This is a genomic window from Amycolatopsis umgeniensis, assembly GCF_014205155.1.
Taxonomy (GTDB): domain Bacteria; phylum Actinomycetota; class Actinomycetes; order Mycobacteriales; family Pseudonocardiaceae; genus Amycolatopsis; species Amycolatopsis umgeniensis.
Window position 1 is genome coordinate 2150532 of record NZ_JACHMX010000001.1, and the last position, 14961, is coordinate 2165492.

Consider the following 14961-nt stretch of genomic DNA (forward strand, 5'->3'; position numbering starts at 1 on the left):
CCACGCATGACCCCGAGGAGCCCGCCACCCCACCGGCGACGGGCACCTCGGCATGCCCGCAACGGAAGATCGGGGACACTCGCGACCCACGCCGAACCCGGCTCCGCAAGCGCCATCTCGGCAGTTTCCTTCAGTTGGCTCTTGCCCACGAACCGGCGAACCCCTCAAGGCTCCTCGACGAAGGCCTCGGCGCCCAGTTCACCCGGTCCGCCGCGCGTATCCGTCCAATTCGGACCTGGAGAACGAAAGCTCCGCCAAGTCCACGGCGCCGCAATCAAGCCCCCGCACCAGGAATCCCGCCAAAGCCTGCGCGGTCGCCGGCTCGTCCAGCACACCTCGTCCGGTCTTGTCCGCGTAGTCCCGCAACCGCCCCAGCGCCGCCGGGAAACCCTCGCGGAAGAACGCGTACGTCGCGGCGAACCGGGTCGGCAGCTGGTGTGGGTGCAGATCCCAGCCCTGGTAGAAGCCGTTCTCCAGGGAACGGCGCACCAGCCGGAGATGTTCGCGCCAGGCCGGGAGGATCGCGTCGCCGACGGGCAGCTTGTTCGTCGAGCCGTCCGAGAGCCGGACGCCGGTCCCCGCGGCCGAGACCTGCATGAGCTGCTTGGCGAAATCGGCGGCCGGGTGTTCCATGCTCTGGTACTCGGCGCTGATCCCGAGACCGGCGCTGTAGTCGTAGGTTCCGTAGTGCAGGCCCGAGCAACGGCCACGCGCGGCCTCGATGATCCGCGGTACCGCCACCGTCCCGTCGATGTCCACAATGGACTGCGCCGTCTCGATCTGGACTTCGAACCGCAGCGCGTTTCCAGGCAGGCCATACGCGGATTCGAGGCGTTCCAGGACGTCCGCCGCCACTTCGACCTGCTCGACGGCGGTCACCTTCGGCAGCGTGACGACGAAACCTTCCGGCAGCGGACCGCTTTCCAGCAATCCCGCCAAGAAGAGATCCAGAGTACGGATGCCGCGGCGCCGGGTCGCCTGCTCGAAGCTCTTGAACCGGATGCCGACGAACGGCGTCCCGCCTGTGACGGCGAGGGTCCGCCCCGCGGCGAGCGCGGTGGCGTCCTCCTCGTCGTCACCCTGGTTGCCGTAGCCGTCCTCGAAGTCGATCCGCAGATCCTCGATCGGCTCGGTCAGGAGTTTGGTCCTGACCCTGTCGGCGATGTCCGCGTCCAGAGCCAGCTGATCGGCGTGTTCGCCGAAGACCCGCAGGGCCTGCTTGCCCCAATCCGCCACGAGCCGCGTCTTGAACTGCGACGCGGGCACGTACACGGTGTGCACGGGCTGGCGGCCGGGCGGCTCGCCGGGATACTTGGCCGCGACGCGCGCATCGGCTTCGGCCAGGCGCGCGTCGGCGGCGGTGTAGACGTCCTCGGTGAGCCGCCCGTTCCCCATCTGTCTACTTGATCCGTTCGTAGGCGGGCAGGGTCAGGAAGTCCGGGAACTCGTCGGCGAGCGCGACCTGCTCGAACAGCTCGACGGCGGGTTCCAGCAGCTCCGGCTTGATCTCGGCGGCGAGTTCGCCGCGAACCTCGGCCAGCACGCCACGCACGAGTTCCTCGGTCACCTTGTCACCCGTGTCGAGCTGAGTGCCGTTGCGCACCCACTGCCACACCTGCGAACGCGAGATCTCCGCGGTGGCGGCGTCTTCCATCAGGTTGTGGATCGCCGCCGCGCCGTTCCCGCTCAGCCAGGAGGCGATGTAGCGGATGCCGACGTCGACGGCGGCGCGCAGACCGGCCGCGGTGGCGCCACCCGGCGTCGAAGCCGCGTCGAGCAGCTGGTCGGCGGTGACGGACACCTCGTCGCGGGTCCGGTCGAGCTGGTTCGGCTTGTCGCCGAGGACCTTGTCGAACTCCTCACGGCAGATCTCGACCATGCCCGGGTGCGCGACCCACGAACCGTCGAAGCCGTCGCCGGCCTCACGGCTCTTGTCCGCGCGGACCTTGTCGAGCGCCGCGGCGGTGACTTCGGGGTCCTTGCGGTTCGGGATGAACGCGGCCATCCCGCCGATCGCGAACGCGCCGCGCTTGTGGCAGGTGCGCACCAGCAGTTCGGTGTACGCGCGCATGAACGGCGCGGTCATGGTGACCGAGTTGCGGTCCGGCAGCACGAACTTCTCGCCCGCGTCGCGGAAGTACTTGATGACGCTGAACAGGTAATCCCAGCGGCCCGCGTTCAGGCCGGAGGCGTGCTCACGCAGTTCGTAGAGGATCTCGTCCATCTCGAACGCGGCCGGGATGGTCTCGATCAGCACGGTCGCGCGGACGGTGCCGTGCTCGACGCCGAGCGTCTTCTCCGAGTGGGTGAAGACGTCGTTCCAGAGCCGGGCTTCGAGGTGGCTCTCCATCTTCGGGAGGTAGAAGTACGGGCCCTTGCCGCGGTTGAGCAGCTCCTTCGCGTTGTGGAAGAAGTAGAGGCCGAAGTCGACCAGCGCGCCGACGGCCTGGCGTCCGCCGAAGGACAGACCGCGCTCGTCGAGGTGCCAGCCGCGCGGGCGGACGACGATGGTCGCGTGCTCGACGTCGTCCTTCAGCGCGTAGCTCTTGCCGCCGCTTTCCAGCGTGATGGTCTCGCGGACGGCGTCGTACAGGTTGACCTGGCCGGAGACGACGTTCGCCCAGTGCGGCGTGTTGGCGTCCTCGAGGTCGGCGAGCCAGACCTTCGCGCCGGAGTTCAGCGCGTTGATGGTCATCTTGCGGTCGGTCGGGCCGGTGATCTCGACACGACGGTCGCGCAGCGCGGGCGGGGCCTCGGCCACCTTCCAGTCGCCCTCGCGGACCTCCTTCGTCTCGGGAAGGAAGTCGAGCTTGCCGGTGGTCCGGGCCTCCTCGCGGCGCTTGCTCCTGGCCTGCAGCAGCTCATCGCGGCGAGCGGCGAAGGCCTCGTGCAGACCCGCGAGGAAGGCGATCGCCTCCGGCGTGAGGATTTCGTCCCCGCGCTCGACCGGATCGCCGAGCACCTGAGCTTCAGACATGAGTAACACCCCGAGTTCGGATAAATAACGTCCCTACGGTTTTACATGACGGACTATAGTTTCTGCATAGCGGAACATCAACGCCGACGTAAGGAGTACCACGGTGGCAGCGGAGAAGAACGGGCGCGATGGCGGCGTCCAGTCACTTCAGCGGGCCTTCGAGCTCCTCGAGCATCTCGCGGACACCGGGGGCGAAGCCAGCCTTTCCGAGCTGGCGACGCTGTCCGGGCTGCCGATGCCGACCATCCACCGGCTGATCAGGACGCTGGTGGACCTGGGTTACGTCCGGCAGAACACCAACCGCCGGTACGCGCTGGGCGCCCGGCTCATCCGGCTGGGTGAGAACGCCAGCATGCAGTTCGGCTCGTGGGCACGGCCACTGCTCGCCGAACTGGTCGACGAGGTCGGCGAGACCGCGAACCTCGCCGTACTGGAGCGGGACGAGGTCGTGTACGTCGCCCAGGTGCCCTCGAAGCACTCGATGCGGATGTTCACCGAGGTCGGACGGCGTCTTCTGCCGCACGGCACCGGCGTGGGCAAGGCGATGCTCGCGCACCTGCCGTCCGAAGACGTCCTCGCGTTGCTCTCGCGGACCGGCATGCCCTCGTACACCGAGCACACCTTCACCGAACAGGACGCGCTTCTGCGCGAGCTGGCGAAGATCGCCCAGCAGGGTTACGCGCTCGACGAGGCCGAGCAGGAACTGGGCGTCCGCTGCGTGGCCGTCGCGGTCCCCGGCGCGCCGGTGCCGGCGGCCGTCTCGGTGTCCGGACCGTCGGGACGGCTCACGATGGAGGCCGTCGAGCGGATCGCACCCGTCGTCCAGCGGATCGCGACCTCGCTCGGTTCGACCCTTTCGCGTGACGGGGTCACCGTTTGAGCCTGGTCTCCAGACCGTCGAGCATCCTGTCCAGCCCGTAGCGGAACTTCTCGTCGCGGAGCCGCTCCGGGTCGGCCCCACCTTCGTCGTGGACGATCCGTTCCCGCTGGTGCGGATGCTCCCGCGCCGCCTCCTCGACAGCGGGACGCAGCTGCTCCGCCCACTCGCGTTCGGTTTTGCCGCTCTTCGCGACCGTCGTCAGCCAAGCCGCTTCGGTCGTCCCCATGCCGATGACGTAGGAAACGACCGCGCTGATCGCCTGGCCGGCCTCGTCACCGGGGAATCCCGCGGTCACGAAGACGGCCAGCAGCCGCTCGTTGAGCCGCATGACGTTCGGCCCGAGGTACGACAGGCCGACCGAGCCGAGCAGTGAAGCCACCCACGGGTGCCGCAGGATCATCGCGCGGACGCTCTGCGCCCCGACGATGGCCGCTTCGCGCCACCGCTCCGGATCGTCGCCGTCCGGCACGGTGATCTCGCCGTAGACCTCGTCGACGACCAGCTCGATCAGCTCGTCGCGGTTGGCCACATGCCGGTAGAGCGAGGTGGCGCCCGCGTTCAACGCGGTGCCGAGCCTGCGCATGCTCAGCGCGTCGACACCTTCGACATCCAGGATCCGGACGGCCTCGGCGACGATCTGCGCCTGACTCAACGCGGGCTGGTCGCGCTTGCGACGGGGACGGGTCCACACCGACTGGATCGGCTGCTCCTCGGTTGTCATGCCGCCACTCTAGCGCACGACGTGCCCTCTTGCGAACGCTGTCGCGTTCTGCGTACAGTGTGCGCATCAACCGAACAACGTACGCAACCACCTCTGGGGGAACCCGATGAACGAGACACCGACACGCGATCCACGCCGCTGGTGGATCCTGATCGTGCTGTGCCTGAGCACGCTCGTGCTGGTCGTGGACAACATGGTGCTGACGGTCGCCGTACCGCCGCTGGCCGACGACCTCGGGGCGAGCGCGCAGGACACGCAGTGGATCCTCGACTCCTACATCCTGGTGTTCGCCGGCCTGCTGCTCACGTCGGGAAGCCTCGGCGACCGGTTCGGCCGCCGGAAGGTGATGATCATCGGCCTCCTCCTGTTCGGGGTGGCCTCGCTCGTCGCCGCGTTCGTCGGGAACCCGCTCGAACTGATCGTGTCCCGTGCGGTGATGGGGGTCGGCGGCGCGCTGATCATGCCGAGCACCCTGTCCATCCTGATCACCGTCTTCGACGACGCCGAGCGCCGCAAGGCGATGGCGGCGTGGAGCGCGGTCGCGATGCTCGGCCTGATCGGCGGCCCGGTGCTGGGTGGCGTGCTTATCGCCTGGTTCTGGTGGGGCGCGGTGTTCCTGATCAACGTGCCGATCGTCGTCATCGCCGTGATCGCCGCGCTCACCCTGATGCCCGAATCCCGGGGCCCGTGGCAGAAGCCCGACCCGCTCGGCGCGATCCTGTCCGCGACCGGGATGGTCGCGCTGGTCTGGACGATCATCGAACTGCCCAAGCACGGCATCACCGAGGCCGGCACCTTCGTCCCGCTGGCGATCGCGGTGGCGAGCCTGACCGGGTTCGTGTTCTGGGAGCGGCACACGCCTTCGCCGATGGTCCCGCTCGAGCTGTTCCGCAAGCGCAACTTCAGCGGCGGGAGCCTTTCGCTTACGCTGGTGCAGATCGGCAACGGCGGTCTGCTGCTGCTCCTGACCCAGTACCTGCAGTACGTCCTCGGCTACACCCCGACCCAGGCGGGCCTCGCGTTCATCCCGATGGCCATCGCGTCGCTGCTCTGCAACACCCTCGGCGCCACGCTGGGCCAGAAGGTCGGCAACCGCGTGTTGGCCGCGGCCGGGATGACCGTGATGGCCGCCGGATTCGGCCTGCTCGCGACGCTGTCGACGAACGAAGGCTTCCTGCTGCCCGCCATCGCGCTGTTCCTGCTGGGCGCCGGCGGCGGACTGGCGATGCCGTCGGCGATCGCGGCGCTGATGGGCGAGGTCCCGGAAGAGCAGGCCGGTGTCGGCTCCGCGCTCAACGACACCATCCAGCAGTTGGGCGCCGCGCTCGGCATCGCGATCCTGGGCAGCGTCGTGTCCAGCCTGTTCACCTCGCAGATGCCCGAATCCGCTCCGGCGCAGGCACGGCTTTCGATCGGCGACGCCTTCGCCACCGGTGACGGCGGCCTGATCACCGCGGCCCGCGAGTCGTTCACCTCGGCGATGTCGACGACGTTCCTCGTGAGCGCCGTGGGCGTGCTGGCCGCGGCCGTGGTCGCCTTCCTGGTCATGCGGGACAAGAAGGCAGCCGATGTGCTCGTCAGCTGCTGAGCAGGGCCTCCACGAAAGCGCCCGGCTCGAACGGCGCCAGATCGTCCGGCCCCTCGCCGAGGCCGACCAGCTTCACCGGCACCCCGAGTTCGCGCTGCACCTGGAAGACGATGCCACCCTTGGCGGTGCCGTCCAGTTTGGTCAGGACGATGCCGGTGACGTCGATGACCTCCGAGAACACGCGGGCCTGCATCAGCCCGTTCTGCCCGGTGGTGGCGTCGAGCACCAGCAGCACCTCATCGACCTTCGCCTGCTTCTCGACGACTCGCTTGACCTTGCCCAGCTCGTCCATCAGGCCGGTCTTGGTGTGCAGGCGGCCGGCGGTGTCGATCAGGACCGCGTCCACGCCCGCTTCGGCGCCGCGTTTGACGGCGTCGAAGGCGACCGCGGCCGGGTCCGCGCCTTCCTTGCCGCGTACGACCTCCGCGCCCACCCGCTCGGCCCAGGTCTGCAGCTGGTCCGCGGCGGCGGCGCGGAAGGTGTCGGCAGCGCCGAGTACGACGGTGCTCCCCTGCGCGACGAGCACCCGCGCGAGTTTGCCGGTGGTGGTCGTCTTGCCGGTGCCGTTGACCCCGGCGACCAGGACGACGGCGGGCTGCTTCACGCCGTCGACGATGTGCGGCAACGCTCGGACGGCGCGGACCGCGTCGGTCGAGAGGGCGGCCGTCAGCACTTCCTGCAGTACCGTGCGCGCCTCCTCGGAGGTGCGCACGGCGCGGCGCTTCAGTTCGTCACGAAGACGCTCGACGATCTCGGTGGTCGTCGCGGCGCCCAGGTCCGCCATGAGCAGGGTGTCTTCGACGTCCTGCCAGGAGTCCTCGTCCAGGTCTCCGGCACCCAGCAGGCCGAGCAGGCTCTGCCCGAACACCGAACGGGACTTGCCCAGCCTGCCGCGCAGCCGCTCCAGGCGGCCGGCCGCGGGCGCGATCTCCTCGACGGGAGCGGGCGCGGCTTCCTCGACGGGTTCGGGGAGTTCGACGTCGCGCACCGTCCGCTGCGCGGAATCCCTCGGCACCGACGCGTCGTCCCCGACGGCGGGCTGGCCGTCGGTCTCGGGGCGTTCCTCGACCGGATGCTCGGGTTCCTCGGCCTCTTCGGTCTTCTCACCACCGGGAGCGAGCGCGATCCCGCCGGTCGCGGTGTAGCCGCCACCCTTCGGCTTCTCGCGCTCGACGGCCTCGGCAGCCTTGGACTCGTCCAGGCTGATCCGGCGGCGGCGCGCGATGAGCAGCCCGGCCACCAGAACGGCGACCAGTACCACGACGGCAACGACAACGATCCAGAACCAGGGGGTGCTCGACACGGCGCCAATCCTCGCATCCGCGTACGGCCCGACGTAGACGCCCCACGGGAAGGAAGCGGATCTTGTCAGACACCCACTGGATAGGACTCATTTCGGACAAGAAGAAACCGACTCGCTTGCGCGGCCTCCGGAACGAGGGCTAGACCACTTCGAATGACGGTTTTCTCCGGCGCTGGGGTCCGGGTGATCGGGCTCATCTCCGGCACATCGATCGACGGGATCGACGTGGCGGCCGCCGAACTGCGCGCCCACGGGGACACCGTGGAGCTTTCCCCGCTCGGCCAACTGGAGATCCCTTATCCCGAAGCGCTCCGTGAAGCCCTGCTCGACGCCCTCCCGCCGAATCCCTGCACCGCCGCACAGCTGACGAAACTCGACACCCTGGTCGGCCAAGCCTTCGGCGAGGCGGCCGCGCGCGGCATCGAAGAACTCGCCGGTGGCAAGGCCGACGTCGTCGCCTCACTCGGCCAGACGGTGTTCCACTGGGTCGAGGACGGCACCGCGCTCGGCACGCTGCAACTGGGGAACGCGGCGTGGATCGCCGAGCGCACCGGACTGCCGGTGGTGGCCGACCTGCGCGTACGCGACGTCGCCGCGGGCGGGCACGGCGCACCGCTCGCCAGCACCCTGGACGCCTTGTGGCTACGGGAAACGGCGACCTCCGGACCGGTCGCGGCGCTCAACATCGGCGGTATCGCGAACATCACCGTCGTCCCCGCCGGCAACACCGGCGGGGACGTCCTCGCCTACGACACCGGCCCCGGCAACGCCTTGATGGACATCGCCGCGCACCGCGTCACCGGCAAGCGTGCCGACATCGACGGCGCGCTGGCGATCCGCGGCGCCGTCCGGCCCGATCTGCTGGCGAAACTGCTGCTGGATCCGTATTACGCGGCCGCGCCGCCGAAATCCACCGGCAAGGAACTGTTCCACGGCGAGTACCTCGACACGGCGCTCGACGGGCTCCCGCCGGTCGGCGCGGAAGATCTCTTGGCGACGCTGACCGAACTGACCGCGGTGACGATCGCCGCGGAATGCCGTCGCCACACCATCATCACGCTGTTCGTGTCCGGCGGCGGCGCCGACAACCCGGCGCTGATGGCCTCGCTCGCCAGGAACCTGCCCGATACCGCGCTGAAGACCAGCGACGACCACGGGTTGCCGCGCGCGGGCAAAGAGGCATACCTGACCATTCTGCTCGGCTGGCTCACCTGGTCCGGCGTCCCGGGGAACCTCCCGTCGGCGACCGGTGCCCGGGGCGAGCGGCTGCTCGGCAGCATCACCCCGGGTGCGGGTCCCCTGCGACTTCCCGCCCCGTACACCTCAACCGTGACCCGGCTACGGGTGGCGGCGACGACCGGTGAGCGATAGGAGATACGGATGCGCGCACTTGACCTCGCGATCATCGGGCTTTTTCTGGTCGGCATGCCCCTGCTGGGTGTCTGGATCGGTGGCAAACAGAAATCCGGCTCCGACTACTTCGTCGGCGAAGGCAAGATCTCCTGGTGGGTGGCCTGCCTCTCGGTCGTCTCCGCGGAGACCTCCACCCTCACCGTGCTCTCCGTGCCGACGGTGGCCTACATCGCCACCCCCGGCGACGGCGGGATGACGTATCTGGCCTTGGCGATCGGGTACATCGCAGGCCGCATCGTGGTGTCGATGGTGCTGTTGCCGCGTTATGTGGCGGGCAACCTGGTCACCGCGTACGCCTTCCTCGGCAAGCGGTTCGGCAGCGGGCTGCAGGGCACCGCGTCGGTGACGTTCCTGCTCACCCGGACGCTGGCCGACGGTATCCGGCTGTTCGCCACCGCGATCCCGATCAAGGTGGTGATGGCGGCCTACGGCCTGAACGTCTCGTACTGGACCATCGTCATCGGGCTCGGTATCGCGATGGTGCTCTACAGCTTCTTCGGCGGCGTCCGCGCGGTCGTCTGGGTCGACGCGATCCAGATGCTCTGGTACATCCTCGGCGCGGTCGTGGTGATCTGGGCGATCTCCAGCAGGCTCCCCGACGGCTGGTTCGGCAAGGCCGTCGACGCGAACAAGTTCCAGATCTTCGACTTCTCGTCGAACATGCTCACCGGGCAGTTCGCGTTCTTCACCGCGGTGATCGGCGGCGCGGTGCTCTCGATGGCGTCGCACGGCTCAGACCAGCTGATCGTGCAGCGCCTGCAATCCACCAACGATCTGCGCGCCGCGCGGAAGGCCTTGGTGGCCAGTGGTTTCGTGGTGTTCATCCAGTTCGCGCTGTTCCTGTTCATCGGTGTCCTGCTGTGGGCGCTGTACAACGGCCTGGCCCCGACCAAGCCGAAGCCGGAAGGCCTCGGGCTGGCCAACAAGGACGAGCTGTTCGCGAACTTCATCGTGAACGATCTGCCGAGCGGGCTTTCGGGCTTCGTGATCGCCGGGATCCTCGCCGCCGCACTGAGTTCGTCGCTCGGCGCGCTGGCCTCGTCCACGGTGACCGACGTCTACGAACGGGTGATCGGCAGGCAGCTGCCCGAAGCCGACCGGTTGAGGCACGGCCGGATCTGGACGATCGTCTGGGCGGGTGCGCTGATCCTGTGCGCGGGTTTCTTCGCCTCCTCCAACAAGACCTCGGCCGATCCGATCGTGGTGCAGGCGCTCGGCATCACCGGCTACACCTACGGCGCACTGCTCGGCGCGTTCCTCTTGGGCCTGTTGTTCAAGCGGGCGAGGCAGGCGGACGCGATCGTGGCGTTCGTGTCGACGGTGGTCGTGATGGCGTTCATCATCCTCGGCGTCAAGTTCAACAAACCGGACGGCAGCCTGATCGGGATCGACTTCGGCAAGGCGTCGGGGAACACGGTGGCGCTGGCCTGGCCCTGGTACACGTTGTGCGGTGTGGTGATCACGCTTCTGGTGGGCGGACTGCTTTCGCTGCGGCACAGCAGCGCGGACCCGCTCACCGAAGAGGTGAGCAAAGAACCGGAATCCGTTTGATCACAACGGTTTCCCACGCGAATGTGACTCGCGTCACAGTCATGAACAAGTCTCTGGTCATCCCCGTGTCGGCGGCGGGACCCGCCGGCACACGGCGGGATGAGGAGAGGCGAAATCATGAAGCGAACGACCGTGGCCATCGCCGTCGGCGCCTTGCTGATCGGCGGTGGCACGACCGCGTACGCCGCGACGAGCACCCGAGTGCCGGACGCGATCAAAGTGCCGGAGGGGAACAAGCGCATCGCCACCTACCTGGGCGAAGGCGTACAGATCTACGGCTGCGCCAACGGGGCGTGGGCGCTGATCCAGCCCGCCGCGACGCTGAGCCACCGCGGGCGGACGATCGCGCTGCACAGCAAGGGTCCGGTGTGGACGTCCACTGTGGACGGCAGTACGGTCGGGGCCGCGGCCGTGCCCGGCGCGTCCAGCCCGCGCCCGAACGCGGTGCCGGAACTGCTGCTGAAGGCGAACCTGAACAGCGGTGACGGGATCTTCGGCAAGGTCACCTACGTCCAGCGGCTCGACACTCGCGGCGGACTCGCTCCGGCGGGCACGTGCGCGACTGGTACGCAGACGGCCGTCCGGTACTCGGCCGACTACGCCTTCTGGGTCGCGAAGTAGTAACGAGCGCGGCGAAGAGCGAAAGGTCCCCTTCACCTCGGGTCTTACGATCCGTCGGAGGTGATGGAGGCTAGAGATCGTCGAGCTCGGGCTGGCGTGACCAGCATGCCCCACGACGATGAAGGATTGGGGACACTGAACGTCCCAATTCCTTCATCGTCGACTTCGACGCCTTGCCACTCACGACCACTCCGACCGGCCAGCGCGATGAGCACGAGTGAGCATGACACCTTTGCCTTACCCCGCAAGTAAACCCTAGGCGGGGACCGGGTCCTCTTCTGAGGTCCGGAGCCGCTGCGAGATCACCTTGGTGATGCCGTCGCCCTGCATCGAAACGCCGTACAGGGCGTCGGCGATCTCCATGGTCGGCTTCTGGTGGGTGATGATGATCAGCTGCGAAGAATCCCGCAGCTGCTCCAGCAGCCCGATCAGCCGTCGCATGTTGGTGTCGTCGAGCGCGGCCTCGACCTCGTCCATGACGTAGAAGGGCGAAGGCCGGGCGCGGAAGATCGCCACCAACATGCCGACGGCGACGAGCGACTTCTCACCGCCGGAGAGCAGCGAGAGCCGCTTGACCTTCTTGCCCGGCGGGCGCGCTTCGACGTCGACACCGGTGGAGAGCAGGTCGTTGGGCTGCGTGAGCACCATGCGCCCCTCGCCGCCCGGGAACAGCACGCTGAACACTGTCTCGAACTCGCGCGCGACGTCCTCGTACGCCGACGCGAAGACCTCGAGGATCTTCTCGTCGACCTGCTTGATGACGGCTTCGAGGTCCTTGCGGGTGTCCTTGAGGTCTTCGAGCTGCGTCGAGAGGAACTTGTACCGCTCTTCCAGCGCCGCGAACTCCTCCAGCGCCAGCGGGTTGACCTTGCCCAGCAGGCTCAGGTCCTTCTCCGCGCGCTTCGCCCGGCGGGCCTGGGTGTCACGGTCGAACGGCATGGGCGGCGGCTGAGTGACGTCCTCGCCGCGTTCCTTGGCGGCCTCGTACTCGGCCATCTCCCCCGCGCTCGGCGGCACGGGAATGTCCGGACCGTACTCGGAGACGAGATCCTCGAGCCCGATGCCGAAGTCCTCGGCGATCTTGGTTTCGAGCTGTTCCAGGCGCAGCCGCTGCTCGGCTCGCAGCACCTCGTCGCGGTGGACGGCGTCTGTGAGCTTCTCCAGTTCGCCGGTCAGCTCGCGGACCTTGCTGCGGACCTGGGTCAGCGCGGTCTCCCGCGACTGCCGCTGCGCCTGCGCCTCGTCCCGCTCGTGGGCGGCGCGCTGCACGGAGACCTCGATGCGCTCCAGCGCGATCTCGCCGCCGTTGACCACCGCGTTGGCGATCTCGGCGCCGCGTTTCCTCGCGGCCCTGGACTTTTCGGCACGTTCACGGGCCTGCCTCTCGGCGTGCGCGGCACGGCGCAGCGACTCGGCCTTGCCCTGGATGCTCCGCGCGCGTTCCTCGGCGGTGCGCAGCGCGAGCCGGGACTCCATCTCCTCCTGGCGGACCGTGCCGAGGTCCTCGGCGGCCTGGTCGCGCTCGGCGGTGTCCGGATCCTCGTCGATCTCCTGGTCGGCGACGGCGGCGAGCCGCTCTTCGAGCTCGGCGAGCTGCTGCAACGCCTGTTCGCGGCTCTGCTCGACCTTGGCGCGCTGAGTGCTCAGCCTGTCCATCTCGGCCTGGGCGCCGCGTGCGGCCTGCTGCAGCCGGTTCAGCCGCTCGGACGAGCGGGCCTTGCGGACCTTCGCGTCGCCGAGCGAGTCCTTGGCCCTGCCGACCTCTTCGCGACGGGCCTGCTGTCCGGCGCGGGCGCCTTCGAGTTCCGCGGCGGCGCGTTCCAGCGCGCGCTCGGCGGCGTGCAGCCGGTCGCCCGCCTCGTCGACCGCGGCCTGGACTTCGATGACGCTCTCACTGCGGGCGGAACCGCCGACAGCCCAGCGGGCACCGAAGACGTCGCCTTCGGGCGTGACCGTGCTGACCTCGGGATACACCTCGACGAGACGGCGCGCGGACTCCAGACCGTCCACAATGGCCACCCTGTCGAGCGCGTGCTCGACGGCGGAGCGCAGCGCGGGCGGCGCCGTGACCACTTCGCGCGCCCAGCGCGCGCCCTGGGGCAGCGACGGCCAGGAACCGGTGTCCACAACGGACTCCAGGCCGCCGAGCAGGATGCCCGCGCGGCCGGAGTCGTTGTCCTTCAAGAACTTCAGCGCGGCGAGCGCGTCGGCACCGCCGTTGACCGCGACCGCGTCGGCGACCGGGCCGAGCGCCGCGGCCAGCGCGACCTCGTGGCCCGCTTCGACGGTGAGCAGCGCGGCCACCGAACCGAGCAGGCCCGGCAGCTCGTGCTGCGCGCCGAGCAGCGCGCCGGCGCCGTCCTTACGGCGCAAGCCCATCGACAGCGCCTCGACGCGTGCCTTCTCCGAAGCGATCTCGCGCTCGGCCGTCCGCTCGGCCTTGACCAGCTCCTCGACCCGCGCCTTGGCGGCGTTGTTGGCCTCCACCGTGCGGTCGTGGTGGGCTTGCAGGTCGACGTCGTCGGATTCTTCGACGCCGCCCTCGGCCTTGGCCTCTTCGAGCTCCTCGACGGCGATTTCCGCGCGCTCGGCGGCCTCTTCGAGCGACACGGTGAGCCTGTCGATCTCGTCGGAGGTCGCGCCGTTCTTGCTGCGCAGCGCCTCGACCTGCCCGGCGAGCTTCGCCAGCCCCTCCCGGCGATCGGCGATGGCGCGGACGGCGGCCATATGCGCGCGCTCGGCGGCCTGGACGAGGTGTTCGAGCTGCTCACGCTTCTGGACGGTCTCCGAAAGCACCATGCGTGCCTCGGCGACGGCCTCGTTGAGCTCCTGCTCCTGCTCGGCGACGTGCTCGGCCTCGGCGAGCAGCTCGTCGGGGTCGCGGCCGGTGCTCGCCTGCTGCACGTCGGACGACAGGTGCCGCTGACGCTCCAGCGCGAGCCGGACGGTGCCGCGCAACCGCTCCGTCAACGCGGAAAGCTTGTACCAGGTCTCCTGGGCCGCGGCCAGGCGCGGCGCGTCCTCGGCGAGCGAGGCCTCGAGCTCGGCTTCCTCGGCGGCGACGATCTCCAGGGCCTGCTCGACCTCACCGCGACGCTGACGGGCGACGCGCTCGTCGGCCTCTTCCTTGGCGATGCCCTCGCGCTGGGTGACCAGGTCGTGGGCGAACAGCCGCAGCCGGGCGTCGCGCAGTTCGGACTGCACCCACTGCGCCTTGCGGGCGATCTCGGCCTGTTTGCCCAGCGGTTTGAGCTGGCGGCGGAGCTCGGTGGTGAGGTCGCCGAGCCGGTCGAGGTTGCCCTGCATGTTCGCGAGCTTGCGCAGGGTCTGTTCCTTGCGCTTGCGGTGCTTGAGGACGCCGGCGGCCTCTTCGATGAAGGCGCGGCGCTCTTCGGGCTTGGATTCGAGGATCGCCGAAAGCTGCCCCTGCCCGACGATGACGTGCATCTCGCGGCCGATACCGGAGTCCGACAGCAGTTCCTGCACGTCCATCAGGCGGCAGCGGTCGCCGTTGATCTCGTACTCGCTCGCGCCGTCGCGGAACATCCGGCGGGTGATCGAGACCTCGGCGTACTCGATGGGCAGCGCGCCGTCGGCGTTGTCGATGGTGAGGGTGACCTCGGCGCGCCCGAGCGGGGCGCGGCCGGCTGTCCCGGCGAAGATGACGTCTTCCATCTTGCCGCCGCGCAGGTCCTTCGCGCCCTGGGTGCCCATGACCCAGCGGAGCGCGTCGAGGACGTTCGACTTGCCGGAGCCGTTCGGCCCGACCACACAGGTGATGCCCGGCTCGAACCGCAACGTCGTCGCCGAGGCGAAGGACTTGAAGCCCTTGAGCGTCAGGCTCTTCAGATGCACGGCGTGCTGACCCCTCTAGGCTGCGGGAACCGGTCGTTCAATCGGGCCAGGC

At 69.0% G+C, this 14961-nt stretch carries 10 protein-coding genes; 5 read left to right on the top strand and 5 right to left on the bottom strand.

The annotated features are described in order from the left end of the window. Positions 1-198 precede the first annotated feature (198 nt). The gene (locus tag HDA45_RS09555; RefSeq protein WP_184893824.1) at positions 199-1395 is read right to left on the bottom strand and encodes a DUF6986 family protein; all 1197 of its coding nucleotides are present in this window, start codon (positions 1393-1395) and stop codon (positions 199-201) included. 4 nt (positions 1396-1399) lie between these two features. Next, positions 1400-2977 (bottom strand): malate synthase A, encoded by a 1578-nt coding sequence (gene aceB / locus HDA45_RS09560; RefSeq protein ID WP_184893832.1) that lies wholly within the window; start codon positions 2975-2977, stop codon positions 1400-1402. 103 nt (positions 2978-3080) lie between these two features. Here aceB and HDA45_RS09565 point away from each other — a divergent pair, with 103 nt between their 5' ends. Further along, the gene (locus tag HDA45_RS09565) at positions 3081-3857 is read left to right on the top strand and encodes an IclR family transcriptional regulator domain-containing protein (RefSeq protein WP_184893833.1); all 777 of its coding nucleotides are present in this window, start codon (positions 3081-3083) and stop codon (positions 3855-3857) included. Here HDA45_RS09565 and HDA45_RS09570 read toward each other — a convergent pair. Continuing rightward, a complete protein-coding gene (locus HDA45_RS09570; protein WP_184893835.1) occupies positions 3847-4578 on the bottom strand; it encodes a TetR/AcrR family transcriptional regulator C-terminal domain-containing protein in 732 nt (243 codons plus the stop codon). The two genes, HDA45_RS09565 and HDA45_RS09570, sit on opposite strands and share 11 nt — an antisense overlap. 106 nt (positions 4579-4684) lie before the next feature. On the opposite strand from HDA45_RS09570, the gene HDA45_RS09575 reads away from it, so the two are divergent. Next, the gene (locus HDA45_RS09575) at positions 4685-6166 is read left to right on the top strand and encodes an MFS transporter (protein ID WP_184893837.1); all 1482 of its coding nucleotides are present in this window, start codon (positions 4685-4687) and stop codon (positions 6164-6166) included. Here the strand turns inward: HDA45_RS09575 and ftsY are convergent. Next, positions 6156-7469, bottom strand: a complete 1314-nt coding sequence (gene ftsY / locus HDA45_RS09580; RefSeq protein WP_184893839.1) for a signal recognition particle-docking protein FtsY — start codon at positions 7467-7469, stop codon at positions 6156-6158. The genes HDA45_RS09575 and ftsY overlap by 11 nt on opposite strands. A gap of 153 nt (positions 7470-7622) precedes the next feature. On the opposite strand from ftsY, the gene HDA45_RS09585 reads away from it, so the two are divergent. The 3 genes from HDA45_RS09585 to HDA45_RS09595 all read left to right on the top strand — a co-directional run bounded on the left by HDA45_RS09585 (position 7623) and on the right by HDA45_RS09595 (position 11054). Continuing rightward, complete coding sequence (locus tag HDA45_RS09585; RefSeq protein WP_184893840.1) at positions 7623-8840, top strand: anhydro-N-acetylmuramic acid kinase; 1218 nt, start codon at positions 7623-7625, stop codon at positions 8838-8840. A 9-nt stretch (positions 8841-8849) separates the two neighbouring features. Further along, positions 8850-10433: a sodium:solute symporter gene (locus HDA45_RS09590; RefSeq protein ID WP_184893842.1), complete on the top strand. Its 1584-nt coding sequence runs from the start codon at positions 8850-8852 to the stop codon at positions 10431-10433. Positions 10434-10550: 117 nt separating this feature from the next. After that, the gene (locus tag HDA45_RS09595; protein WP_184893844.1) at positions 10551-11054 is read left to right on the top strand and encodes a DUF3455 domain-containing protein; all 504 of its coding nucleotides are present in this window, start codon (positions 10551-10553) and stop codon (positions 11052-11054) included. A 255-nt stretch (positions 11055-11309) separates the two neighbouring features. Here the strand turns inward: HDA45_RS09595 and smc are convergent, their stop codons facing one another. Continuing rightward, complete coding sequence (smc, locus tag HDA45_RS09600) at positions 11310-14909, bottom strand: chromosome segregation protein SMC (RefSeq protein ID WP_184893847.1); 3600 nt, start codon at positions 14907-14909, stop codon at positions 11310-11312. Between the last annotated feature and the right edge of the window lie 52 nt (positions 14910-14961).

What these genes read in the sequence shown, in the direction of transcription:
- HDA45_RS09555 (WP_184893824.1), bottom strand. Translation starts at nt 1,395, where the DNA reads ATGGGGAACGGGCGGCTCACCGAGGACGTCTACACCGCCGCCGACGCG.
- aceB (WP_184893832.1), bottom strand. Translation starts at nt 2,977, where the DNA reads ATGTCTGAAGCTCAGGTGCTCGGCGATCCGGTCGAGCGCGGGGACGAA.
- HDA45_RS09570 (WP_184893835.1), bottom strand. Translation starts at nt 4,578, where the DNA reads ATGACAACCGAGGAGCAGCCGATCCAGTCGGTGTGGACCCGTCCCCGT.
- HDA45_RS09575 (WP_184893837.1), top strand. Translation starts at nt 4,685, where the DNA reads ATGAACGAGACACCGACACGCGATCCACGCCGCTGGTGGATCCTGATC.
- HDA45_RS09585 (WP_184893840.1), top strand. Translation starts at nt 7,623, where the DNA reads ATGACGGTTTTCTCCGGCGCTGGGGTCCGGGTGATCGGGCTCATCTCC.
- HDA45_RS09590 (WP_184893842.1), top strand. Translation starts at nt 8,850, where the DNA reads ATGCGCGCACTTGACCTCGCGATCATCGGGCTTTTTCTGGTCGGCATG.
- HDA45_RS09595 (WP_184893844.1), top strand. Translation starts at nt 10,551, where the DNA reads ATGAAGCGAACGACCGTGGCCATCGCCGTCGGCGCCTTGCTGATCGGC.